The organism is Actinocatenispora comari, from assembly GCF_017312725.1.
In the GTDB taxonomy this organism is placed as follows: Bacteria; Actinomycetota; Actinomycetes; order Mycobacteriales; family Micromonosporaceae; genus Actinocatenispora; species Actinocatenispora comari.
This window is the reverse complement of sequence record NZ_BOPO01000003.1, coordinates 19,610-43,723: the sequence shown is the minus strand read 5'-3', so window position 1 is coordinate 43,723 and position 24,114 is coordinate 19,610. Positions and strand designations below refer to the sequence as shown.

General features: G+C 70.3%; 19 protein-coding genes and 3 pseudogenes. 11 read left to right on the top strand and 11 right to left on the bottom strand.

Annotated features, from left to right (window positions below; translation table 11 throughout):
* Positions 1-72: 72 nt before the first annotated feature.
* The 4 genes from NUM_RS01660 to NUM_RS01645 form a co-directional block, all read right to left on the bottom strand.
* The gene (locus NUM_RS01660; protein ID WP_207122716.1) at positions 73-1,827 is read right to left on the bottom strand and encodes a right-handed parallel beta-helix repeat-containing protein; all 1,755 of its coding nucleotides are present in this window, start codon (positions 1,825-1,827) and stop codon (positions 73-75) included.
* A 467-nt stretch (positions 1,828-2,294) separates the two neighbouring features.
* Positions 2,295-2,822: a GNAT family N-acetyltransferase gene (locus NUM_RS01655; protein WP_207122715.1), complete on the bottom strand. Its 528-nt coding sequence runs from the start codon at positions 2,820-2,822 to the stop codon at positions 2,295-2,297.
* Positions 2,823-2,910: 88 nt separating this feature from the next.
* A complete protein-coding gene (locus NUM_RS01650; RefSeq protein ID WP_207122714.1) occupies positions 2,911-3,630 on the bottom strand; it encodes a permease prefix domain 1-containing protein in 720 nt (239 codons plus the stop codon).
* On the bottom strand, positions 3,627-3,959 hold the full coding sequence (locus NUM_RS01645) for a PadR family transcriptional regulator (RefSeq protein ID WP_207122713.1): 333 nt from the start codon (positions 3,957-3,959) through the stop codon (positions 3,627-3,629). Before NUM_RS01645 ends, NUM_RS01650 begins: the two co-directional genes overlap by 4 nt.
* Before the next feature lie 160 nt (positions 3,960-4,119).
* On the opposite strand from NUM_RS01645, the gene NUM_RS01640 reads away from it, so the two are divergent.
* Positions 4,120-4,617, top strand: a complete 498-nt coding sequence (locus NUM_RS01640; protein WP_207122711.1) for a GNAT family N-acetyltransferase — start codon at positions 4,120-4,122, stop codon at positions 4,615-4,617.
* A gap of 147 nt (positions 4,618-4,764) precedes the next feature.
* Here NUM_RS01640 and NUM_RS01635 read toward each other — a convergent pair whose 3' ends face one another.
* Entirely contained in the window at positions 4,765-5,613 is an 849-nt protein-coding gene (locus NUM_RS01635) for a DMT family transporter (RefSeq protein ID WP_207122709.1), read from the bottom strand.
* Positions 5,614-5,617: 4 nt separating this feature from the next.
* Positions 5,618-6,139 (bottom strand): MarR family winged helix-turn-helix transcriptional regulator, encoded by a 522-nt coding sequence (locus tag NUM_RS01630; RefSeq protein WP_207122708.1) that lies wholly within the window; start codon positions 6,137-6,139, stop codon positions 5,618-5,620.
* 412 nt (positions 6,140-6,551) lie between these two features.
* On the opposite strand from NUM_RS01630, the pseudogene NUM_RS37035 reads away from it, so the two are divergent.
* From NUM_RS37035 to NUM_RS01620, 3 genes and pseudogenes are all read left to right on the top strand, one after another.
* Positions 6,552-7,046, top strand: a pseudogene (locus tag NUM_RS37035) (SigE family RNA polymerase sigma factor); the annotation flags it as partial.
* Between the two features lie 429 nt (positions 7,047-7,475).
* Complete coding sequence (locus NUM_RS01625; protein WP_225918266.1) at positions 7,476-9,269, top strand: hypothetical protein; 1,794 nt, start codon at positions 7,476-7,478, stop codon at positions 9,267-9,269.
* Between the two features lie 293 nt (positions 9,270-9,562).
* A complete protein-coding gene (locus NUM_RS01620; protein WP_207122704.1) occupies positions 9,563-10,087 on the top strand; it encodes a glyoxalase superfamily protein in 525 nt (174 codons plus the stop codon).
* Between the two features lie 259 nt (positions 10,088-10,346).
* Here the strand turns inward: NUM_RS01620 and NUM_RS01615 are convergent, their stop codons facing one another.
* On the bottom strand, positions 10,347-10,883 hold the full coding sequence (locus tag NUM_RS01615; RefSeq protein WP_207122702.1) for a TetR/AcrR family transcriptional regulator: 537 nt from the start codon (positions 10,881-10,883) through the stop codon (positions 10,347-10,349).
* A gap of 72 nt (positions 10,884-10,955) precedes the next feature.
* Here NUM_RS01615 and NUM_RS01605 point away from each other — a divergent pair.
* Positions 10,956-11,998 (top strand): annotated as a pseudogene (locus NUM_RS01605) (aldo/keto reductase).
* 44 nt (positions 11,999-12,042) lie between these two features.
* Here NUM_RS01605 and NUM_RS01600 read toward each other — a convergent pair.
* The 4 genes and pseudogenes from NUM_RS01600 to NUM_RS01585 form a co-directional block, all read right to left on the bottom strand.
* Complete coding sequence (locus tag NUM_RS01600; protein WP_207122699.1) at positions 12,043-12,414, bottom strand: hypothetical protein; 372 nt, start codon at positions 12,412-12,414, stop codon at positions 12,043-12,045.
* Positions 12,415-12,722: 308 nt separating this feature from the next.
* Positions 12,723-13,592, bottom strand: a complete 870-nt coding sequence (locus NUM_RS01595; RefSeq protein ID WP_207122697.1) for a PhzF family phenazine biosynthesis protein — start codon at positions 13,590-13,592, stop codon at positions 12,723-12,725.
* 65 nt (positions 13,593-13,657) lie between these two features.
* A pseudogene (locus tag NUM_RS01590) lies at positions 13,658-13,921 on the bottom strand (AAA family ATPase); the annotation flags it as partial.
* A gap of 849 nt (positions 13,922-14,770) precedes the next feature.
* The gene (locus NUM_RS01585; RefSeq protein WP_207122750.1) at positions 14,771-16,261 is read right to left on the bottom strand and encodes a carboxylesterase/lipase family protein; all 1,491 of its coding nucleotides are present in this window, start codon (positions 16,259-16,261) and stop codon (positions 14,771-14,773) included.
* A gap of 779 nt (positions 16,262-17,040) precedes the next feature.
* Between NUM_RS01585 and NUM_RS01580 the strand changes: the two genes are divergently transcribed.
* Genes NUM_RS01580 through NUM_RS01555 form a run of 6 tightly spaced genes read left to right on the top strand, consistent with a single transcriptional unit; the run spans position 17,041 to position 24,096 of the window.
* A complete protein-coding gene (locus NUM_RS01580; protein ID WP_225918259.1) occupies positions 17,041-18,351 on the top strand; it encodes an MFS transporter in 1,311 nt (436 codons plus the stop codon).
* Between the two features lies 1 nt (position 18,352).
* Positions 18,353-19,927, top strand: coding sequence for a carboxypeptidase-like regulatory domain-containing protein (locus tag NUM_RS01575; protein ID WP_207122695.1), 1,575 nt, complete (start codon positions 18,353-18,355; stop codon positions 19,925-19,927).
* A 44-nt stretch (positions 19,928-19,971) separates the two neighbouring features.
* Positions 19,972-21,291 (top strand): histidinol dehydrogenase, encoded by a 1,320-nt coding sequence (gene hisD, locus NUM_RS01570; RefSeq protein WP_225918258.1) that lies wholly within the window; start codon positions 19,972-19,974, stop codon positions 21,289-21,291.
* A 59-nt stretch (positions 21,292-21,350) separates the two neighbouring features.
* Positions 21,351-22,133, top strand: a complete 783-nt coding sequence (locus NUM_RS01565; protein ID WP_207122693.1) for an SDR family NAD(P)-dependent oxidoreductase — start codon at positions 21,351-21,353, stop codon at positions 22,131-22,133.
* Positions 22,130-23,173 (top strand): 3-hydroxyacyl-CoA dehydrogenase family protein, encoded by a 1,044-nt coding sequence (locus NUM_RS01560; RefSeq protein WP_207122691.1) that lies wholly within the window; start codon positions 22,130-22,132, stop codon positions 23,171-23,173. Before NUM_RS01565 ends, NUM_RS01560 begins: the two co-directional genes overlap by 4 nt.
* Positions 23,170-24,096, top strand: a complete 927-nt coding sequence (locus NUM_RS01555; RefSeq protein WP_207122689.1) for a dihydrodipicolinate synthase family protein — start codon at positions 23,170-23,172, stop codon at positions 24,094-24,096. The genes NUM_RS01560 and NUM_RS01555 overlap by 4 nt, the downstream gene beginning before the upstream one ends.
* Positions 24,097-24,114: the final 18 nt, after the last annotated feature.

Here is a 24,114-nt window from a genome sequence, read left to right as displayed (position 1 = left end):
GTCGCTCGCCACGCGGGCAGGGTGCCCGGCGGCGCCCACGTCGTCGGGTGGGCGCCGCCGGGTCGGTCATGGTCAGCCGCGCGGGCTGCCGACCGGGTGGTAGGTGTTCGGATGGCCGGTCGCGGCGAGGTCCTCCGGGCCGGGCTGCGGCTCGGCGGGTCGCAGCTTGTCGAGCCCGACCGTGACCCACGGCAGCGGAGCGAGCCGCGGTGGGTTCAGCGCTGCGTACCGACCGGTGGGTCCGGAGCGGGGCGGCGTTTCGGCGCCGCCGAGCACGTTGTCGGTGACCACGTTGGTCCCGGTGTTGCAGTTGGCGGTCGGGCCGAACACGTTGACCGGGCACTGCGCCATGTCCCGGTCGGCGACGTTGTCGGTGACCGTGTTGTCGTGCTGACTGGTGGTCCAGATCGACAGCCAGTTGTGCGCATCGCGGACCACGTTGTGTTGCGCGGTGTAGTAGGCGGTGCCCTCGTCGAGGTAGATGCCGTTGCTGACCCGGTCGTCGTCGTGCCCGACCCCGTCGATCACGTTGCCGGTGATCACGGTGCCGGGTTGGGCGCTGAGCGTGTAGATGCCGCCCATGTCCCACAACACCTGGCCGGCGTCGCGGATGTGGTTGCCCCTGATCGTGTTGTTCCTGGCGTACGAGGCCTTGCCCCAGCCCCAGCCGATCGAGATGCCGGTGTGGGACAGTTCGGCCAGGTCGTTGTCGGCGATGGTGGCCGAGTCGGAGTAGCCGAACCAGATCCCGGCCGCGTTCGGGTACTCCGCGCCGATGTTGCGCAACACGTTGTCGCGCACGGTGTTGCGGGCGTTCTGCTGTCCCGGGTCGGTTTGCGCCGAGTCCTCCGAGTCGCCGATCTGGATGCCGCTGTGCGAGGTGTCGGCGACGATGTTGCCGACCACCGTGTCGTCCTGCGAGCCGGTGTCCAGCGTCAGCCCCGCCGCACCCAGGTGTACGAACGTGTTGCCCTCGATGCGCACGTGTGTGGCGTGCGCGAAGCTCACGTTCGCCGGGGTCTTCTCCCAGACGGGATGTGCCCCGCCGGTCACCGCGTAGACTCCGGACTGCCCGCCCGGGTAGCCGACGTCGGTGTTGGGTCCCAGCCAGGTGGCGTTGGCGAAGGTCAGGCCACGGATGACGAGGTTGTGCAGCGGCGTGGCGGCCGTCCCGGTACCGGTCAGCAGCGACTGCGCGACAGGCGCCTCGACGTCGGCGGTGGCCAGGTCCTCGCCGGGGCGCGGTACGTAGTACAGATCGCCGGCGGCGCGGTCCAGGTAGAACTGGCCGGGTGTGCCCAGCAGCTCGTACGCGTTCTCCACCCAGGTGACGGTGTGGATGCCGAAGCTGCCCCGATTGGCGTTCTGCCAGCACGGTTGCTGCATGGTCACGTCCTGGCCGCTGATCGACTCGACCGGGCAGCGAAACGCCTTCCACCGGTAGAAGCCGAGGATCTCGACGTCGGTCGGGTTGCGCCAGCTCGCCATCGTGGCGTCGGGTGCGGTCCAGCCCGCTGCAGTCTTCACCCAGCCGTCCGGGTTGACCGTGCCGTGATCGCGCACCGCCCGTACGCCGTTGACGTACAGCTGCCGGGTCGCCAGATCGCCGACGTGGGCGCGCCAGACGTTGTTCGTCGCGTCCTGCAGCGACCAACCGGTGACGCGCCGGCCCCCGGACAGCACCGGATGCGCGCCGGGCGCTGCCTCGTACACCACGTCGAAGCCGTTGCTGCCGGAGTCGTGGGTGGCCCCGTCCTCGGTCAAGGTCAGTGGCCCGGTCTCCGGATAGGTCCCGTCGAGCAGTCGTACGACCAGATCACCGGTCATGCCCGCGGTGTGTTGCCGGACGAGGTCACGCGCGCCCGTCAGCGAGCACGGATCGTCGTGGGTGCACGCTGCGCCTGCACCGCCCGGCGCCGCATAGTAGACGGCCTGTACCGGATGGGTGTCGGCCCTCGCGGCGCCCTGGGGTACCGCCACGACGGCGGCCGCGACTGCGAGTCCCGCCACCAGCCCCGACAGGGGGGTCTGCCTGTACCGGTCCATGTTCCTCCCTGCTTGCGTCCACGGATGGAGCGAAAGCTCCCATCCATGGAGGAAGAGGGAGACAGGGGCGACTTTCGTTCAGGAAAGTGATATTCGCGACGTTCAATGCGCCACCGCCTGCGGGCCGAGAGGCAGCACGTGTGCCACGGCCCGCCGCAGCTCCGCCGTTCCTCCCAGCGCCGCGCGCGACCTTGGGCATGATCGATGCCTGTCAGAGACCACGCCGGCCGTGTCGCAGGACGGGCCAATCAGGCTGGACAGCCCCCGGCCGCGGCGAGGGGCAGCGCGTAGGAGACCTCGGTGACGGAAGCCCCGTCGATGTTCTCGACGCGGGCGCCCTCGGGGACAGGTGCCCATCCTGAGTTCCGGTAGAACTGCTGCGCACCATGGTTGTCGGCAAGCACCCAGAGCACGGCACGGTCGCATCCCCAGGAACCGAGTGTCTCCAGGGCACGACGCATCAAGAGCCGCCCGATGCCCTGCCCCTGGGCTCGCGGGTGGACGTGGATGGCGAATATCTCGCCCTCCTGACCCGCCGCTTGCAGGAAGACAAACCCCTGTGGATCGCCGCCGGCATCCGCTACGAGCAGCGTGTTCGGGCGTGGCGCCTTCGGCAGGTACGCACGCCACCAAGCTGCGACAGAGGCGGGTGTCATGGCGTCCAGCACCTCGTCCGGGAGCATCCCTGGGTAGGTGGCTCGCCGCGTTGCCAGGTGAATCCCGGCCACGCCGACAATGTCTCGCGGGCTACCGCTCCGAACGCGCACGGTTGACATCTCGATCACTGTAGCCGCATCCCGCGGATCCGTGATCCTGGTAAGGGTTCGTGCCGTCAGCGGCTTCTCGACGCGAGTGGTGTGTCGTTCAGGCATTGGCCCGGCGCCGTTGGGCCAGCAGGGCCCACCCGATGGCGGCGATGCTGGCCGCCGCGGTCACGGCCGATGCCACGACCGTCATGAACAACCCGGGCCCATTGGCGCCGACGACGGCACTGTTGACCGTGACGGGATCCCCACCGAAGCTGGTCAGCAGTACCGGGGTCAGCAGGGCGCAGAGCACGGCGAGCAGGACCGGCAGGCGCCGCGCGCTTGTCGCGACCCGGGCTCGTCGCTGGAGCAGATGGCGGCTGACCAGCAGAACGGCCGACACGACGGCGAGGGTGACGCCGATCGGCAGCAGGTAGCCGGTTTCGCCGGCCACGTCGCACGGCGAGGAGGCCACACAGTCGCCCCAGGACGGTCCGCGCGCTGCCTCCCACAGCCGATCTGCAACGGTGAGCAGGACCGAGGCAGCCGCTGCCGCGCAGGCGAGCGCGACGACGAGCCAGGCGCTGGATGCGGCCGCCGCCCGCCGCGCCTGCCGGTGGCCGGCACGGAGACGACGAGCGACCATCCTGACGTCGCCGAAACTCGCGACGGCCGAGCGCTCGGCATCCTCGTGCGACATGCCGTGGTCGACGCGTTCAGCGACGGAGGTACGGAGGTGGTCCTCGACCTCGACCAGGGCGCGGCGGCCGACCCCACCCGTGCCGGCGAGTCCATCGAAGAGGCGGTCCAGGTAGCGATCCACGTCGCTGTCGGTCATGCCAGTCCCTCCGAGGCAGTCGGTGCGATCAACGCCCGCATCCCGTGTGCGAACGCGTGCCACTCGCGTTGCTTGGCAGCAAGCGCCGCCGTCCCGTCCGTGGTCAGCCGGTAGACGCGGCGACGACGGGCGCCGCTGGTGTCCCAGTCGCTGTTCACCAGGCCGGCGCGCTCCAACCGGTGCAACGCCGGGTACACCGTGCCTTCCGGCAGATCGAAGACACCGTCGGACCCGTCCCGCAGCGCCACGATGATCGCGTATCCGTGTGCGGACCCCAGCTGTCGCAGGCTGCTCAACAGCATCAGGTCCAGATGCCCCCGAAGCTCCATACCCAGTAAGCTAGGTATCGATGCCCGGGGAGGTCAATGGGCGCTCGGATTCGTCGCTCGACCGTGACCAAACCCACCGCGTCATCAAGGGTCGGGGGCTTGCTCGTCGCAGAACGCCGAGCCGCGGGCCTGAGGGCGGCCGACGCTAGGATCTGCCGTCGTGGACACGACAGGGTTGACGGTTCGGGCGGCGACCACGGCGGACGTTTCGTCGCTGGTGGAGTTGCGGGTGGCGAACGCCGAGGCGCACCTGGCTCTCGCACCGGACACCTACCGCATTCCAGAGCGCGACGTGGTGACCCAGCACTTTGCCTCGATGCTGGCCGGCGATTCGGGTCAGGATGCTGTCTTCGTTGCCGAGACCGCCGAGGGTCATGTGGTCGGGATGGTGGAGGTGCTGCGGCGCCCCGAACCGCCCGATCATCAGATCCTGCGCCCGGTGGCGTCGGCGGAGGTGCACACGGTCGTGCTGCCCGATGCGCGTGGGCTGGGGGCTGGCTCGGCACTGCTGGCAGCGGCGAGACGATGGGCGACCGATCACGGGATCGGGTTCCTGTCGGCCGGCATCCATCACCGCAACGCGGGTGCGGTCCGCTTCTACAGCAGCAACGGTTTCGCCGAGTCCGGGCTCAGCCTGGTCAGGCGCCTGGCCCGGTAGCAGTTGCCGCCTGCGACCGACGAGAAGGGCCGGTGCAGGTGTCGGTCCACAAGGGATGGACCGCCCGTCCCGTGGCGCGCCAGCGGGCGGAGCCGCCGGGCCGTTGCGGCGCGGACGACCCGGAGCTGGAAGGCCCCCGGGCCAAGGTCAGGAGGCCACCGTGATCAGAGCGACGGCACATCCTGCGGCGACCAGGCCGACAGCCTGCTGCCACCGGAGACGTTCGCGCAACACGGTGAGGCCAAACAGAACGGGGACCGCCGGATACAGCGACGACAATACGACGGCAACGGTCGTCAGCTGCTGCTTGGCTGCGAGCAGGTAGCAGACCAGGGCAATGGCGGCGGTTGCGCCGCTGGTGAGAGCCCCCAGCATCACGCGAGGCGAGGGGAGACGGCGCCGCGTTTTCGGGCCACGCAGCACGACAAGCACGAGAACGGCCGTGGCGCTCACTCGGCCGGCAGTGACCGGCCAGATCCCGGATTGGCCGCTGGCTTGAGCGAGCGCCAGGTACTGAACGGCGATCCCGACACCAGCTGCCAGCCCATCGGCCATCCCGGTGTCCGTGGTGCCTGTCTGGTCGGTGCGCTGCCGAGCAACCATCCACAACGCGGGCAGCGCCAGGGCAATGCCCAGCCACGTGAGGGTCGCGGGCCGTTCACCGAGGAACGCGACGCTGACCAGGACGGGAAGCGTGACCCCACCCACGGCGCTGACCGGGACGACGACACTCATGGTGGCTCGACTCAGCCCGCGAAACAGCATGAGCATGCCGAGACCGGTGCCGAGCCCGGACAAGCCTCCCCAGCCGAGGTCGCTGAACGACGGCGGCTGCGCGGTCGTCAGCGGCGCGGCTGTCAGGGTCAGAACCAGGGCCGTGAGCTGGCCGAGTGCGGCTACAGTGGCGAACGGTGCCCGTCGTGCGGACAACCCGCCGACGACATCGGACAACCCGTAGCAGCCTGCCGAGGCCAAGGCGAGCGCCACTCCGGCCATTCGGTTACCCGCCCGCGAGCGATCGCTCGGCCTGGCCGACCGGGCACAGCGCATCCTGGACGCAACAGGAACGGTGGCACAGTCGGCAGACGCGTTCTGCGTCGCCGATCTGCCGGTAGAGAGCGGTGAGCAGGGTACCGAGCAGCGGCTCCAGTTGCTGCTTCTGCCGCGCGGTCAAGCTGCCCAGCACGTCGACCAGTTGGGCCGACCGCGCCGCCAGCAAGCGCCGCGTCGCTTCGCGCCCTCGTCGTGTCGAGCCGACATGGACGACGCGGCCCGTCCCTTTGCGCCGCGTGACCAGACCCTGCTCTTGGAGCGAGTCGACCATGCGGGCAGCGGCGGGCTGGCTGAGGCCCAGACGCCGGCCGAGCTCGCTGACGCTCAGACCCGGATGAGCACCCAGCACCACGAGTGCGGCGGAGGCGGACACGCCCACGCCGCTGCTGTCGACAACAGCGGGAAGCATCACATCGTGGATCGCCAACGCCATCGCGCCCAGCAGGTTCGCCAGTCTCTCATCATGCATAACTCATGCATAGTCCGGTTCGGGTGGCGCCGCAACCGCAGTCGAACGACCGATCCGATGCGTCGGTGCCCGCTGCACCGCGACCCTCGTAGTGGTGCGATCCAGATCGCGTATCCGCTGGTGCCGGCGCTGTGCGGCCGCCGACCCTTGACTACCTAGCTTTCAATGCATAGCTTCCTAGGTATGAACCTCCACGGGTGTCTCGACGTGCCGGTGCTCAGCACCCCTGCACGAGCTCGGCCGAGTCCATGGCTACGGCGTGATCCTGCATCGTCGGCAGCGCTCCGACGCCGCGCTCGATCTGCTCGACGGCTCGGTCTGTCCGGCGCTGCACCGACTCGAACGCAACGGTCTGGAGGCACCGGGATGACCGCACGCGACGACGTCGAGCAGCCTGGTCGGCGCGGGCCACGTGCGGCTAGGCGGACCTAGATCGGTGGGGGAGAACGACGACGCGCCCGGCGATGCCTACGAAGCCCTCTACCGACGCCGTGGGCGGGCCCTCCTGCGGTATGGCCATGCGCTGACGGGAAACCCGCACGACGCCGCCGATCTGGTGCAGGAGGCGTTCGCGCGGCTACGAGCAGCGTGGCATCGACTCGGCAACCACGCCAACGCGGAGTCGTACGTGCGGACCACCATGATGCGGCTGCAGGTGAGTAACTGGCGCCGGTCGCGCCGCGAACAGGTCGTTGCCGATCTTCCCGAGGTGGGTGAGGCGGATGCGGCGCTACAGCGGGTGTGTGATGCCTCCGGCCTGTGGGAGCAGCTGTGGATGCTTCCTGCACGCCAACGCGAGGTATTGCTGCTCAGGTACGGCTATGACCGCTCGGACAAGCAAATCGCAGACATGCTCGAGGTCACCGCAGTGACCATCCGCAGCCACGCGCGCCGTGGCCTCACGACGCTGCGAGAGCGCTGGTGCTCCAACGAACAGTCGCCAGCGTGGGCCGCCGGCGAAGCGCATGAGGCCGCGCGCTCACCGACGTTGCCACCGCCACACGACGAAGTCGTCAACCATCCCTCGAGACCTGGGACCGGATCTATGGCTGATACAGCGAGACATCGTAGGGCTATCGTGCTGGGGCAAGGACTTCGGTCAGCCCACAGTGGGAGGGTTACTGCTGTCGCGAGCCTCGCGGCCGCCGCCGTGGTCAGCGCTGGGGCGGTCGTCCTGCCGGCTGTGGCGTTGCCGGCCTCGGCTCACGACTCGACCGTGCAGCGCAGCCACACAATCGATCGCGGCACCGCCGGTCACGCGCGATCTCGCACCCTGACGCTCCCGACGGGAGACGGGGTGGTCGTCGGCACGGATCCGCGCGGACGGGTGCGCACGGTGCGTCCGACCGGGACCGTGCACCGCACGTACCTGACCCAGCAGTACGGCGCCGACACCTACGTGGTGCCGGCGACCGCGCTGCACGAGCTGGGTACCGGCAGCTACCGGCTTGCGCAGTTCGACGTGTCGGCACTGGTGGCGGGGCGGCCCGGGGTGACGCCGGGCAGCGGAGTCGCGCACCCGGACTTCCCGATGCGTACGGCCACGATCAAGGTCACCGACCCGCAAGGCGGGCCAGCGCGCCAGTCGATGCTCGTGGTCATCAACGTCGACGAGTCCCGCAAGTACGCCGCAGTCCCGGTCGCGCTCGACGGCGAGGCGCGGATCAGCGTGCCGGACGGCCACTACGCACTGATGGCGCACTACCAAACTGGCGATGGGCCCGGCAACACCACTGCCGAGTGGGTCGCCTTCGGGCAGTTCACCGTGGCCGGCAAGGCCACCAGTACGACGGTCGACCTGCGCCGGGCCACCCACGAGGTGTCGGTGACGACGCCGAGGCGGGCCGAGGTGCAAGACGTCGATGTCATGTGGGACCGCGGCTCGGCCGAGGACGCGGCGGTGCAGGCCGGATTCAGTACTTTCGGCGATCATCCGCTGTACCTGTCCAGCAGCCCGGCCGGGGTCGGCATCCAGCACTTCTACGTGCACGAGACGTTGACCTCGCCGGCCTCGGCCACCACGCCGTACCTGTACGACGTGATCTTCCCGAGCGACCGTGCGATCGGTGCGAACCAGCACTACCAGGCCACCGCCGGCAGCCTGGCCACGCTGAACACCAGCTACTACGCCGACAAGCCGCGCACCGGCAACAGCGTCTGGTTCGCCGCACCACGCTGGCAGCCGGAGGTGCTGCGTTACGGCACGCCGTTACCGCAACCGATGCGGCGCACCGAGTACCTGACCGCCGACCCGGAACTGCCCTACTTTCAGTCTGTCGACGCCGTGCTGGCCGACGGAGGTCCCGGCGGAATGTTCCAGTCCGGCTCGTACGTGTTCCGGGGTGGCCAGCACGAGAGGGTCGACTGGCTGCGCGGGCCGCTGGCGCCGACGATCCCGGCCGACACCGGCGTCGGTTGGTACGCCTGCGGCGCCTGCCGGATCGACGACACGCTGTCGATCAGGTTGGCCCCGGTCGGGGACTCCACCCCCGACCACGCCGGAGACTTGGACGACCCGAGCCAGGCCGGTACCGTCTCCACGTCGCGCTTCCAGCTGTTCTCCGGCGGTACCCGGCTGGTCGACCAGAAGGACGTGACCGGCGCGGACGTCGCGGTGCCGGCGGGACGCAAGAACTACCGGATCGTCTACGACCAGACCCGCAAGGCGCCCTGGACCAGCCAGTCGACCTCCTCACACAGCGAGTGGACGTTCAGCTCCGCGCACTCCGGCACCACCACGGTGCCCACCGACCGGTGGGGCTGCGGCGCGGACGGCGACACCACGCACTGCTCGCCGGTGTCCCTGCTGCTCCCGCACTACCAGCTGACGCAGGGCCTGGACGGGCGGATCCCGCTGGGCCGCAACACCCTCACGCTGACCGTCGACCACTCCGCCGGTGCCCCGCGGGTACCGGTCGAGTCGGCCACCGTGTCGGTCTCGTTCGACGACGGCAAGACCTGGACCACGGCCAAGGTCAACGACCTGGGCGCCGGCACCTTCCGCGCGCACTGGAACAACCCCGCCACGACCGCCGGACACCCCATGACCCTCAAGGCCACCGCATCCGACTCCACCCACGTCACCGTCACCCAGATCGTGCACGCCGCGGCCACCGTCGCGCAGTCCTGAGTTCGAGGAGGGACCGCTAGGGTGAGCGCACTGCGTCCCGCTGGCCAGCAGCCTGCCGGCCAGCGGGACGCCCCTCTCTCACCGATCCTCTCGCGCCGGTCAGCGCGAGCGCGGGACAATGACCGGCCGGCGGCATAGAGTGACCGGAGGCGGCGGGTGCCTGCCCTCTCCCTCGGCGATGCCGAGACGGTGAACTCCCGTGCTGTGCAACTGGTGATCGACGCGACGAACCCGCCGGCGGTCCCGGGCAACGGAGAGCCCCGTTCGACACGTCGCCGGCCGAGGAGCGCGTCATGGCCATCGTCCCCGACCCGAAGTCCCTGGCGTCCCGGCTGCGGGCGCGGCTCGCCGCGGACGGCATCGACATCGCGCGCAGCCAGGCGTTGGAGATCGTCGCCGGACAGTTGGGCTACCGCGACTGGAACACCTGCGTGGCAGCGTGGCGTCCCGATCCGGGCCCGGTCGCCGTGCCGATCCTGCGGACCTTCCCGGGTGCCGAGGCGCGCCGGTTCTACGTCGAGTTCCTCGGCTTCACGGTGGACTGGGAACACCGGTTCGAGCCAGGATCGCCGCTGTACCAGCAGGTGTCCAAGCAGGGCTGCGTACTGCATCTGAGCGAGCACCACGGCGACGCCACCCCGGGCTCGGCGGTGCGTATCGAGGTGCCGGACGTCCGGCGGCTGCAACGTGAGCTGGCCGACAGCCCGGTCTATCCACTGCGCATCGGACTCGACTCCCAACCCTGGGGCGACGACCTCGCCGTACCCGACCCGTTCGGCAACCGACTGATCTTCCACACCCCCCCGTCACGCCGTTGACCACTGAGCCGAGCCAGCAGCGCCCGCGGCGCCCAGCCGGTGAAGCAGCCGGATCGCAGGATCACGATGGGGGCGACCCGGCCACTGTCGGCTCGCTCGTCACGGCATCAACTGCGCGTACGTCCGTGCGGCGAGATCGCGGTGCGCGTCACTGCCTGTTGCCCCACCTTGTGGTCGCCATGGTGGGCGCCCGGAGCGGAGCGAAGCTCAGCGCGTGCAGTCGTCACTCGTGGGTGACGGCATGCGCAGGCGTTGGTCCTCACGGAGACGTGAGCGTGATCAGTGCTGCCGCGAACGGGGCCGGGTCGAGGTCGCCGCGGACGGCGAGCTGTCCGAGATAGCCCTGGCACAGTGCCACGAAGGCCTCCGCGACCTGCTTTCTGCGCTCGTCCGCGTGGTGTGGGAGGAGTGCCTCGATCGCGTCGCGGAGTTCATCGAGCTGGCTCACGACGAGCTGGGCGAGCGCTGGAGTGGCGGCGGCTTCGGCGTAGATCTGCATGATCAGCCGGGCGTGATCCTGGGTTCGCGCCTGGGTGCGGATGTGCTCGAGGAAGCCGCTGATCGCCGCAGGCGTGAGTTCGGCCGGCAGGGCCTGGCTCGACTGCTCGCAGATGGCGACGATCATCTCGTCCTTGCTCTTGAAGTACCGGTAGATCGACCCCACCGAGAGGCCGAGCGTGTCCACGATGTCGGCCATCGAGGTGCGGGCGAAGCCGCGGGAGGCGAACAGAGAGCGCGCCGCGTCGAGGATCTGCTGACGGCGGGCGTCGAGATGGGCCTGACTGACCTTGGGCATAATGAATGAGCCTTCATTTTATATGCTAGTGTCGTCAGCATAGCCGAACACCCGACCCAGAAGGCAGCCGCGATGCGCTACCAGATCTTTGGACGACGGACGGGCCTGCGGGTCTCGGAGTACGTGCTCGGCACGGCCAACTTCGGCACCGCCCCCACGGCGACAGGAGCCGATGGGGCACGGGCGATCTTCGACCGGTTCGTTCGGGCTGGTGGCACGACCTTCGATTCGTCGAACATCTACCAGGCGGGCAGGCCGAGACGATCCTCGGCGAACTGCTCGGCGACCAGCGCGACCACTTCGTGGTGATCACGAAGTACAGCGGGAGTCGCAGCGCCGAGGTACGGCCGGGCACGACGGGCAACAGCCGCAAGACGATGATCCGCTCGGTCGAGGAGAGCCTGCGCCGGCTGCAGACCGACTACATCGACGTGCTGATGCCGCACTTTCCCGATGGCGTGACACCGATGCCGGAGATCCTCGCCGGGTTCGAGGACCTGATCCGGGCCGGGAAGATCCGCTACGGCGGACTGTCGAACTTCCCCGCCTGGCGCATCGCCGGCGCTGCCGTGCGCACCGAGCTGAACGACCGCGCTCTCTTGGCGGGCATCCAGACCGAGTACAGCCTCGCAGAGCGCTCCGCCGAGCGTGAAATCCTCCCGATGGCGCAGGCGCACGGGCTGGGTGTGGTGCTCTACTCGCCGCTGGCCGGGGGCCTGCTGACCGGCAAGTACCGTCGCGGCGAGCAGGGACGTCTCACCGCACGGGGCGTGCCCGCGGAGGGCGGGCAGCGTGCCGCCGTGCTCGACGCGGTGCTCCGGGTCGCGGACGAGGCCGGGGCCAGCCCGGTCCATATCGCGCTGGCGTGGCTGCGCCAGCGCGCCAGCCTCGCCCAGACGTCGCTTGTACCCATCGTGGGGCCGCGCACCATCGATCACCTGGAGAGCTATCTCGGCGCGTTGGACCTCGCCCTCGATCCCGGCCACTACCGGCTGCTCGACGAGGCGAGCGCGATCCAGCTTGGCACGCCCCACGAGGATGTCGCCGCCGCGCTGGCAGCCGGCACCGACGGCGACCGTTCTCTACTCGACACGCCCGTCGTCCCGGTCGCCTGACCGCACCGGGCACCGCCGACGGCGACTGGGTCACCGCCCCGGATCTAGGCCGGAGCGAGCAGGGACCAGCCGTCCAGGTGAAGATGGGTGCGGTGGGTGGGGTGCCAGCCGCGGGCGAGCGCTTCGTCGAGGAGAGCGCGTACCACGCCCGGCTCGTTGAGGTTGCGCACCACGCCGTCCGCCGCAATGACGGCGCCGGCGTGCAGGCGGCCGTCCGGGACGGCTCGCCCCTTGCCGGCCCGGAAGACCACCTCCAGCCGTCCGGGCAGACCCTCGCGCCAGATTCCGACGACCTCGCGGCAGTCCGCAGACCCCGGCACCGCATCAGGGGCTCGCTGCTCGTGGCGATGCCGGAGGGACCATCGGTAGCGTTCATCGCCGACGATCAGCAGCCGGCTGCCGGCACGGCGCACCATGCCGGAACCTTACAGCCGAGCTCGCCAGCGCGACGAGCATCGCCAAGGTGCGAGGGCCGGAATCGACGCGGGGCACCCCATGCGGCGGGAGGCGGACACGAACCCGCGCCGTCCCGGTCGAGTCGCTGGCCGGTGGACTCAGCCGAATCGGCGCAGTACCGGGCTTGCTGTAGAGACGGATGCCGTCGCCGACGCACACAGCTGACAGGCCACAACGGCCGACAGCTGCTGATTACCACGAGGCTGTCGGTGCCGCAGCGGAGGGCCCCAACGTGCAGATGGCAGAAGAGCACGGCCCGGCCGCCGCCTCAGTGCCTGTCGCGGATCACCGCTAGCCCGCCGACGCGGGTCGTGATGCCCTCCGGTCCGCGTCGGGCCGAGGCGAGCACGCTGGCCGGTCGGCCGAGACTGTCGCCCTGCTCCACCTCGATCGCGACCGTCTGCGCCCCTGCCGTGTCGAGCAGGTGGGCGGCAAGGCAACCGGTACTGTTGGCGTTGGCGACGTCCTCGTCGACACCGATCGCCGGCGCGAACATTCGCGCCGCACCCGGTCGGTCTCCGACCGGCGGTACGTACACGAAGCAGCCGAGCAGCCCGTACCGTTGGCATGCGGCTTTCAACTCGTCGAGGTGTGGGCGGACTCGGAGCAGCGCCGAACGGTCGTGGACGGCTACCAGCATGCGTGGTGCGCCGGGTGCGGCGATGCGTGGTGCGTTGGTCGGATGCAGATCGCCTGCGGTGAGCCTGAGCGCGGCAATGATCGTGGCGCGCTCGTCCGGTGCCGGATGGCGCAGCGCGACGAGGCCTTGGTCGAACCACACCTCGATACCGGCGGGTCGCCGGATCGCGATGGTGTCGAAGGTGCGCCCGCCGGTGTGTTGGCGGTCGTTCAGCTCGCTCAATGCGGTACGGGACAACCGGACCGCCTGCGCCGCGACGGTGCCGTGGCCACAGCCGGTCAGTTCGGCGGTGGCGGTGAAGAACCGGACCGGCCAGCTGCCGTCCGGTGCCCGCCCCGGGCCGAGGAAGGCCGCGTGCGAGGTGCCGGCCGCAGCAGCGACCGCACGCCGGTCCGCGTCCGTGGCCGCCGGGTTGTCGTCGGCGACGGCCGTAGGGCTGCCGCCTCGACCGTCGCGTCGCACGCACGCATCAACCACCGTGACATTCGGCCAGAGCATGGGCCCACCTTATGGCCGGAGAGCAGGGTGAGGCCGGTGTGCAGGCGTTCCACCGGGCTGCGGTGCGGGTCGGTCAACTCGTCCAGCATCGCCTCGGACACGCCCGGCCGCCCGTCGATCGCGTCCAGCAGCACCTCGTAGGGCCGGGACAGCGAGCCGGGCTCGGCGTGCCCGATGAAGATCTTGGTGTCGGTCGGCAGGCCGAGGGTCAGCTCGGCGACCAGCCGGGTCTTCCCGATACCGGGCTCCCCAGCGATGACCACCACCTCGGGCCGGCCTGCTGTGGCGAGCTCCGCCAGCCGACGAAGCTCGCCGTCCCGGCCGACCATCATCGGACCGTTGCCATCCCACCCGCGCACGGATCCACAGTAGCCGTGCTCCGCGCCGCCGGCTGCCGGCGCGTACGACGGTGAGCGCCCCGCTTGCGCGCGGCCAGGAGGCGGGCCCGGCCGGCGGCCTCCAGATGATCCTGCTGGTAGCCGTTGGCCAGGTCGAGCAGTACTTCGGGGTTGCTGAACATGGTTCCTCCCACCAGTCATCAGGTACGTGTCGATCCTGCGCTGGTAAGGAGCCACCCACATCGGCATCGATTACCTATCTTTGCCCCGGCCGGATACCTAGATCCACACCACGACGCCGCTAGGCATACCTACCGCCACCCACCGAGCCCTAGGTATACCTAGCCGCCCGGATACAACGTCGAGATCCACACGTGGTGCAGCGTGTCGACCAGCACCACGCCGATAGCTGCCCTGACGGTCACTTCGTCGACGCGGCGGTGACGATGAGGCTGTCCGGTGCGTACCCACAGGATCTCCAGGGGCGCGGGAGCGTCGAACTCCAGCGGGTCAACCGGGTCGACCGGCAGAATCTCGGCGGTGCGGGTGATTCCGCTTGCGGCGGTGGCACCGGTTGTTGATTGGTTCTCCTACCACGCAGGGTCGGAAGCCACGACCGATGTTCGCGCGAAGTGACCGCACCTGATGGAGGTTGGGGCCGGCGTGGTCAGGCGGGGTGGCCATCGGCGCGGGCGCTGCTCAGCCCTGTGACACCGGTCGGTTCTGTCCAGCCTCCCGGTAACGCTCGTGTGCGGGGCTGGATGGCGCGCGACTGGTGCCGCTCCACGTGAACGAAGCCGTGCGGGCGAGGGTCGCAGTCGTAGGAGCCGACTCGGACCGCTACGAGAGGTCGAAGGGTGTGGGGTAGTGGCCTTCCCAGATCTGGCGGGACGCCTGTTCGGGGTAGGGCAGCGTCTTCGACTCGGTGTCCAGGACGCGGGTGAGGTGCCCGCCGGGCTGGTGGGCAGGCCAGCCCGCGTCGCCGGTGGTGACGAAGCGGACCCATGCCTGCTGGAGTTCGCGGGAGAGCGCGACGGCCTCGGGGGTGGGCTGCTCGCCGATGAGCTGGATGCCGACGGGGCTGTCCAGCGTGCCGAACGCCAGGGGCACGTCGAGGCTGTGGCAGGCGCCCAGGATGCCACCGAGGGCCGGGGCAACCCACCGCAGTTCGAACAGGTACGAGGTGCCGCCGGCTGCGGCGTTCGCCTCGGCGAGCTGCTGTGACGGCATGCGGAACAGGGCGTCGGAGTACACGGTCTCCACCAGCTCCTCCGGGCTCGCCTGCGGGAACGCGGCACGGTAGGCCCGCGCGCCGTCCGGCTGCGGGGCGTGCCGCGCCAGGGCCGCGCGGGCGTCCTGCTCGGTGAAGGTGCCGTACTTCCCGCTCACGACGCTGAAGTACCGGAACTCGTCCCGGGTGTGGCCGACGAGCAGCTCGGTCCCGTTCGCGCGCCCGCCGGTCAGCGCGGGCCAGGGCGTTTCTGGCAGGACCTCGCCGTCGACGACGGGGCACAGCGCGGTCCCGGCATCCGTGATGCGTCCCCAGCTCTCCCGGTACGCGTGCAGGCCGGCGTTGAAGGAGGTGAGCTCGGCGGCCAGGTGCCAGGGGTCGATATCGCGCAGGGCCTCGGCGGTGGGGGTCGGCGCGCCGAGCCGGGCCGCGAACGCGGCGGTGACCTGCCGTGCCAGCGCGGGGGTGCTGTGCAGGCCGGGCACCGAGTGGGCGATGGCTCGCCGGAACAGGCCGCGCGCGGACTTCATCGTCAGCAGGGCGGCGACCGAGCCTGCCCCGGCGGACACTCCGGCCACGGTGACCTGGCCGGGGTCGCCTCCGAACGCGGCGATGTTGCGCTGCAACCACTCCAGCGCCGCGATCTGGTCGAGAAATCCGCGGTTGGGCGGCACGTCATCGAGGAACGCGAATCCTTCCGCTCCCACGCGGCAGTTGATGGTCACCACGACAACTCCCGCTTCGGCCAGCGCTGCCGGGTCGAGCATCGGGTCGTTCGACGCCGCCGAGAGATAGCCGCCCACCGGGATCCACACCAGTACCGGCAGTCCCACCGCGCCGGGATCGGGAGTGCCGACATTGAGCGTCAGCCAGTCGGTGCCCTGCGGGGGCACATCGATCGGCAGCGACAGCGGTACCACGGGGCCGAACTCGACCGCCTGCCTCGTCCCGTCCCAGTGGCGCGGCGGCGCGGGCGGGGCGAAGCGGAGCGCTCCGACCGGGGGCTGGGCGTAGGGGATGCCGCGGAACACCGCATGCCCCTGCCGCCAACGCCCCTGCACCACGCCTTCCGCGGTCCGTACCTTCGGCTGTTCGGACATGACGATTCCTTCCCTCCAGCGGCCACCAGGTACCCGGGTCACTTGTATTATGTCACGTGTATTGGAATAGTCCAGCGGTACGAGGGAGCGGCAGACGATGCCGGAACAGGTGGAGCAGGCGCACCGCGGCCCCGTCCAAGGACGGCCTTCGTCGATCGGTTGGTCCGCACAAGAGCCGATGGACATGATCCGAGTTCATCGTCGATCGCCCCACCGACCGTGATCCGAACAGCGGCGACAGTGGCTGCGGCCCCCCCACGACGAGTCTCTCGCTATGCCGGATACCAGACTCGCACCGCGCGGCCGCGAACATCGGCCATGCCAACGGCGAGGGCGACCTGCTCGTACGTGAAGACCCGCTTGCGGCCGACCCGGTCGGACGGGCAGCCGAGCTAGAGCATCAGCGGGATCGCCAGGATCGGCGACAGCAGAGCAGTCAGGCCGGGTTACGAGGGTGGCCGAGCTCGTCTGTCAGGTGCTCGGGATCGAGGTGATCTGTCCGGTGCTGCCGCGAGGTCGGCACGCCGCCGGCAGGCGCCTGTGGCAGCAACAGGATTGGCGGCGCGGTCGGCGACCTCGCCACCGTGGTGTTGGCCGAGTGCCTCCGCCATGTCCGACGTCCCTGCCGGTGATCGGTTCGCCTGGCCTGGGGCCGGCGGGTGATGAGACGACCCTTGCGCGGCGCGCGGCGGCCATGGTAGTCCTTAGATTCAGTAAATCGAATATATATTCGAAATATCGAAAAGAACGGAATCGGTCGGCGCGCGGGAAGAGGCATCGTGAGCACGGAGCAGACAGTGGTACGGCGCAAGGCCGCGCTCGCGGCCTCCGTCGGCACCCTCCTGGAGTACTACGACTACTACCTGTTCGGGCTGTCCGCGGCTGTGGTGTTCCCGAAGCTGTTCTTCCCCGACTCCAGCCCGCTTGCCGGGCAGCTGTACTCCTTCGCCGCTTTCGCGGTCGGGTTCATCCTGCGGCCGATCGGCGGCATCGTGCTCGGCCACATCGCCGACCGGGTCGGCAGGCAGAAGGCGCTCGTCCTGACGATCATGATGATGGGTGTCTCGACGTTCCTGATCGGCGTGCTCCCCGGGTACCGCTCGATCGGTGTCGCCGCGCCGATACTGCTCGTCGTCCTCCGGCTCGCCCAAGGGTTCTCGACCGGCGGCGAGATGGGCGGCGCGACCGCGCTCGCCGTCGAACACGCGCGCGCAGACCGGCGCGGCCTGTTCGGTGCGTTGCTGCTCAGCGGCTCGGGTGTCGCGCTGTTCATCTCCTCCGGGCTGATGAGCCTCGTGTCGTCCCTGCCCGGCGATCAGTTCCTCACCTGGGGTTGGCGGCTGCCGTACTGGCTTAGTGTCGTGCTGCTCGTCGCCGGGCTGATCATCCGGTCCCGGGTACCGGAGACGCCGGTGTTCGCCGCTGACCGGGAGCAGGTGGTGAAGCGCCGGCTGCCGCTGTGGGAGGTACTGCGTCGGCCCAGGCCGCTGGTGCTCGGCGTGCTGTTCGGTTTCGCCAACAGCATCGGCGGCTACGTGCTGACGGTGTACGGGCCAGCGTTCCTGAAGGACCGAGGCTCGCCGGCGTCGGTCGCGTTGACCGCGACGATGATCGCGTCCGGGGTGCAGATCGTGCTGGCACCGACCTGGGGCATCCTGTCCGACCGGGTCGGGCGGAAACCGGTGTTCCTGGGCGGCTGCATCGCCCTGGCGGTGCTGATCTTCCCGATCTTCGCGATGTTCTCGTCCGGGAAGCCGGCGCTGATCTACCTCGGAATGACGCTCGGCTTCTCGGTGTGCGTCATCTCCATGTCGGCGCTGTCCCAGACGATCCTGTCCGAACTGTTCGGCACGTCCGCCCGCGCTACCGGGGTCGGCCTCGGCTACCAGCTGACCGCGGTGCTGGCCGGTGGCTTCGCCCCGATGATCGCAAGCGCGCTGACCGCCGCGGCCGGCGGCGCGTCGTGGGGCGTGTGCCTGTACATGATCGGCGGCTGCGTGCTGAGCGCCGCGGCGATCATCGCGGTACCGGAGAGCGCAGGTCGGTCACTCGCCGCGCGGCGTGCGGCGACGGTGGAAGCGGGGAGTTGACATGGATCCGATCGGATACGTCAGCGACGAACGGGACCTGGCGCTCGCGGGCGTCGCGGTCGAGGTGAGCGACGGGACAAGCACCTGGGTGACCTCCTCGACCGCGTCCGGTGCGGTACGCCTCGACATACCGCCGGGCGGCTACCGGGTGACCCTTGCCCGGGACGGCTACGGCGCCAAGCACGTCGACGTCGAGATCGGCGACCGACCCCGCCGGTTCCGGCTGCTGGCGGACAGGATCTACGGGTACGTCTGGCCGAAGTGGACGCTCGCCGGCGGCACCGGCGAGTTCCGGATCCACAGCCCCGAACCGTATCGGTTGAGCCTGCGACGTTACGGCGCCGAGGTGGGGCCGGAACGCATCATCGGCTGGTTCGACGAGCACGCACCGCGCTCAACCGTGCAGGTTACGCCGGACGGTGACTACACGCGCGACGGCGTGCACTTCAACGAACGCGGCTATGTCGACCCGAACCACAGGCAGTACGTGGCGGCGCCGGAGCGCGGGGGTCTCTACTACTTCCACGTGGAGGGGGAGTCCGGCGCGCGGTTCTCGTTCCCGTGGGTCGTCGCACCGCGCGTGCCGCGTGCCCGGATCGCGGTACTCGCCTCGACCAACACCTGGAACGCGTACAACAACTTCGGCGGGCGCAGCAACTACGTCAATGCAGCCGGGCTGCCAGCTGAGCCGGCGCTCGTGCCGCGCCTGGAACTGCCGAGATACCAGGAGTCGTCGTTCTCCGAGCATCAGTTCGCCGACGACGCTTATCCGCCGCTGTCGTTCGACCGGCCCGAGCCGCTGAACCAGCTCGGCGCTGACGAGGGACCGCTGGACGCGATCCGCGGCCGGCAGCCCTGCCATCTCGCCTCGGCCGAGTGGCGGCTGCTGAGCTGGCTGGAGCGCAACGGATACGGACACGACCTCTACGCCGACGCGCACCTGCATGACGGCACCCTCGACCTGGACGCCTACCGGGTCCTCGTGCTCAACACCCACCCCGAGTACTGGTCACGCGATATGTACGACCGGGTCTGGTCCTGGGTGCACGAGCGTGGCGGGAAGCTCGCCTACCTCGGCGGCAACGGCGCCGACTGCGAGGTCGAGTTCGTCGGCGACGCGCTGCGGTTCCGGACCGAGGCGGTCGAGAACGGGCCGTACGAGAGCCGGATGGCGCGCAGTTACCGCCCGACCAGCGCCCTGCTCGGCGTCGTCTTCACCAGCGCGGGCGCGATGACCGCGGCGCCGTACCGGGTCGTCGAGGAGAAGCACTGGGCGTTCGCCGGTACCGGGCTGGCGGCCGGTGACCTGTTCGGGACGACGTCGCTGCACGAGCGATGCGCCGGCGGCGCGTCTGGTCACGAGACGGACAAGACCGGGGCGGGCACGCCGGACGGTGCGGTCGTGCTCGCGCGCGGCACCAACGTCGACGACGGCGGCGCCGAGCTCGTGCACCTGACCACCGCGAGCGGCGGCGAGGTGTTCGCGGCCGGTTCCATCACCTGGTCGACCGCGGTACCGGTCGACGCCGCCGCCGCGACGATCACCCGCAACGTGCTGGACCGCTTTCTCGCCTGACCGGCGCACAGCAAGACAACCACGAGACAGGGGATGAGTGGGGCATGACCACGAGCCGGATGCTCAAGAAGCCCGCGGAGACCACGGCGCCCGGAGGCGACGCCGGGGTACGCGAGCGGGTCGCGGCGATCATCGCCGACGTGCGACTACGCGGTGACGCGGCGGTACGCGACTACTCGCTACGCTTCGACGGCTGGTCGCCGGAGTCGTTCCGGCTGTCGCCGGCCGAGATCGAGCGGATCATCGACGGCGTGCCGAGCCAGGTGCTCGACGACATCCGGTTCGTGCAGGACCAGGTACGAACCTTCGCCACCCACCAGCGCGAGTCGCTGAGTGACTTCGAGGTCGAGACCCTGCCAGGGGTTCGGTTGGGGCAGAAGAACATCCCGGTCGCCGCGGCCGGCGCGTACGTGCCGGGCGGGCGGTACCCGCTGACCGCGTCGGCGCACATGACGATCGTGACCGCCAAGGTCGCTGGGGTCGAACGGGTCGCCGCCTGCACGCCGCCGATCCGAGGCGAGATCCCCGCCGCCACCATCGCCGCCATGCACCTGGCCGGCGCCGACGAGATCAACCTGCTTGGCGGGGTCCAGGCGGTCGCGGCGCTCGCCCTGGGTACCGAGACGATCGGCCGGGTCGATCTGATCGCCGGCCCCGGCAACGCGTACGTCGCCGAGGCGAAGCGGCAGCTGTTCGGGGAGGTCGGCATCGACCTGTTCGCCGGGCCGACCGAGATCCTCGTCGTCGCCGACGAGACGGCCGACCCGTTCGTCGTCGCGGTCGACCTGCTCTCCCAAGCCGAGCACGGCCCGGACTCCCCAGCGGTGCTGATCACGACGAGCGAACGACTCGGCACCGCCGTACTCGGCCACATCGACGCGCTGCTTCCGGGCATGCCAACCAACGACATGGCCGCGCCGGCCTGGCGTGACCACGGCCAGATCCACGTCGTCGACGACCCCGACGCGGCGTACGCGCTGGCCGACACGTTCGCCTCCGAGCACGTCGAGATCCTCACCGCCGAGCCGCGCGCGGCGCTCAGCGCGATGCGGGACTACGGCGCGCTGTTTCTCGGCGCTGGTACCTGCGTCTCCTACGGAGACAAGGTCATCGGCACCAACCACGTGCTCCCGACCCGCGGCGCGGCCCGCTACACCGGCGGGCTGTGGGTCGGCAAGTACCTCAAGACCGTCACCTATCAGGAGATCACCGACCCGGCGACGAGCGCCCGGCTGGGCGAGGTGTGCGGCCGGGCCGCTCGGGTCGAGCTGTTCGAGGGGCACGCCCGCAGCGGCGACGTGCGCGCCGCGGCGCACCACGGTACGCCGCTGCCCTGGAGCGACCACGTCTTGGATCGCGCGTGACGGCGACATCCGGCAAGCCACCTGCGGCTACGGCGGCGCCCGGTCGTGGGAGGGCCGCCGTGCCGCCGGGCGACACTGCCGCAACCGCACCGTTGGCCGGGCGTACCGCGTTGGTCACCGGCGGCGGCCGCGGACTCGGCTACGCGATCGCCGGGGCATTGAGCCGCGCCGGCGCGCGGGTCGTGGTCACCGGCCGGAACCGGGACACGCTGGATGCGGCGGTCGCCGACGGCACGGCGGCCCGCGGCGTGGTGTGCGACGTCGCCGACCCGGCCCAGGTCGACGCGCTGACCGTCGATCTCGCCGCCGAGGACGTATCGATCCTCGTCAACAACGCCGGCATCCCGGGGCCGGTCGCGCCGCTGGCCGAGGTGACGCCGACGCAGTGGGACGAGGTGTTCGCGGTCAACGTGCGCGGCACCTACCTGGTGTGCCGGGCCTTCCTGCCGGCAATGGTCGAGGCTGGTCGCGGCGACGTGATCAACCTGGCGTCGGTCTCCGGTAAGCGCCCGCTCGCCGGGCGCAGCCCGTACTGCGCGGCCAAGATGGCTGTACTGGGCCTGACCCGCACGCTGGCAGTCGAGGTCGGTGAGACCGGAGTACGGGTCAATTCGCTGTCGCCCGGCCCGGTCGACGGGCCGCGGATGGACCGCAACTTCCGGCTGGAGGCGAACCGGACCGGGACCAGCGTCGAGGCCGCGCGGGATGCGTTCGTTGGCCGCGCTGCGCTGCGCCGGCTGCTCACGGCAGACGAGGTCGCCGCCGCAGTGCTTGCGATGCTGGCCATGCCGGGACTGAGCGCGGCCGACATCGACCTCTCCGCCGGGATGGTGGCGCCATGACCAACCAGGAACCTGCCGCCCGGCAAGGGAACCCAGGCACGCCGCAGCCCGACCAGACGGACGGCCGGGTCGTCCGGCCGAACCGCGGCGGCGCCGCAGACGTGGCTGCCGCGGCCGGACAGACACTGCCGGAGTCGGTCGCGGTCGTCGGGGCCGGGACGATGGGGCACGGCATCGCGCGGGTGTTCGCCTCTGGCGGCGTGCCGGTGCGGCTGGCCGACCGCACCCTTGAGCTGGCCCGCGCCGGCCGGGACGCCATTGCCGACGGGCTCTCCGACACGGCGGCGGCTGTGGTCGATCTCGTCACGCCGGTCGGTGACACGGCCGACGCGGTGGCCGGCGCCGCGCTCGTGATCGAGGCGGTGCCGGAAGACTTGGCGCTCAAGCGCGCCGTGTGGCAGGCGATCGGAGCGCACGCACCGCGTGGTGCGACGCTCGCGAGCAACACCTCCTCGTACGACATCGGGTTGCTCGCTGAGGCGGCGGGGGCACCGGCACGAGTACTCGGGATGCACTGGTACAACCCGCCGTACTTGGTGCCGTGCGTCGAGGTGGTGCGCACTGATGCGGTCGCCCCGGATCGCGTCGCGGCGCTGCTGGGTTGGCTCACGGCGCTGGGCAAGCGGCCGGCGGTGACCGCCAACACGGCCGGGTTCGTCGGCAACCGGCTGCAGTTCGCGATGGTCGCGGAGGCGTTTCGATGCCTGGCCGAGGGGGTCGCGACCGCGCCGGACATCGACGCGATCGTGCGTGGCTCGTTCGGCTTCCGGCTGGGCGACTACGGGCCGTTCGAGATCGCCGACCTGGCTGGACTCGACGTGTACCGGGCGATCCTCGACTATCTCGCCGAGCACCTCGGAGAGCGGTTCGCCGCGCCATCGAACCTGGTCGAACTCGCCGCGGCCGGAAGGTGTGGGGCCAAGTCCGGCCACGGCGTGTACGAGTGGCCCGGCGAGACGGCCCGGCGTGCCCGGGCGGATCGGGACCGCCGGCTGGCGGCCCGACTGAACAGCATCGATGCGGGAGGGCAGAACCGATGACGGACGCGGCGGAGCTGATCAGGGGCGTGTCGCCGGTGCTGGAGGTGCCGTTCCACGACGACGGAGCGCTCGACGAGACCGGATTTGCGCGCGTCGTGGACTACGTGCTCGGCTGCGGGGTGAGCAGCGTGATGTTCCCGGGGTACGCCTCGGAGTTTCTCAAGCTGACCACCGACGAGCGGGACCGACTCAACACGATCCTGCTCAAGCGCACCGGACCTCGAGACGATGTGGCCGCCGTGGTCGCGGTCCAGGACCACGCCACGCGGCTCGCCGCCGACCACGCGCGCCGGCTCGTCGACGCCGGTGCCGACGCTGTCAACCTGCTTCCCCCCTACCAGCTCGGGCCGTCGGTGGCCGACATCCATGCGCACGTCCAGACGGTCGCCGCGGCGGTGCCGGAAACTCCGATCGTCGTGCAGTACGCGCCGGAGCAGACCGGCACCGCGCTCGACGCGGCGTCGATCGCCGCGATCGCTGCCGAACGCCCGAACGTGCGGATGGTGAAGGTCGAGTCGACCCCGCCCGGCCCGTTCATCGCCGACCTGATGCGTCAGGATCCGGTCCTTCCGGCGATGGTCGGGTACGCAGGCGTGCAGCTACCGGACGCGTTGCGACGCGGTGCGGTCGGTGTGCAGCCGGGCTGCTCGTTCACCGAGCTGTACCTCGACGTCTGGAACCTGTACGCGGCCGGTGATGAGCAGGCGGCGTTCGACCTGCATCGCCAGTTCCTGCCGTACATCTCGTACTGGATGCTCGGCTCGGAGCTGATCGTCGCGGCCGAAAAGCTGATCTCGCAGCGGCGCGGCCTGTTCGGTAGCGCGTACTGCCGGGCGCCGGCACACCGCCTCGACGCGGAGGAGGTCGCGATGGTCGACCGCTTCCTCGCTGAGTTCGCCGACCGGCTTCCCGACCTGTCCTGAGCATGCCCTGGCGGCCGC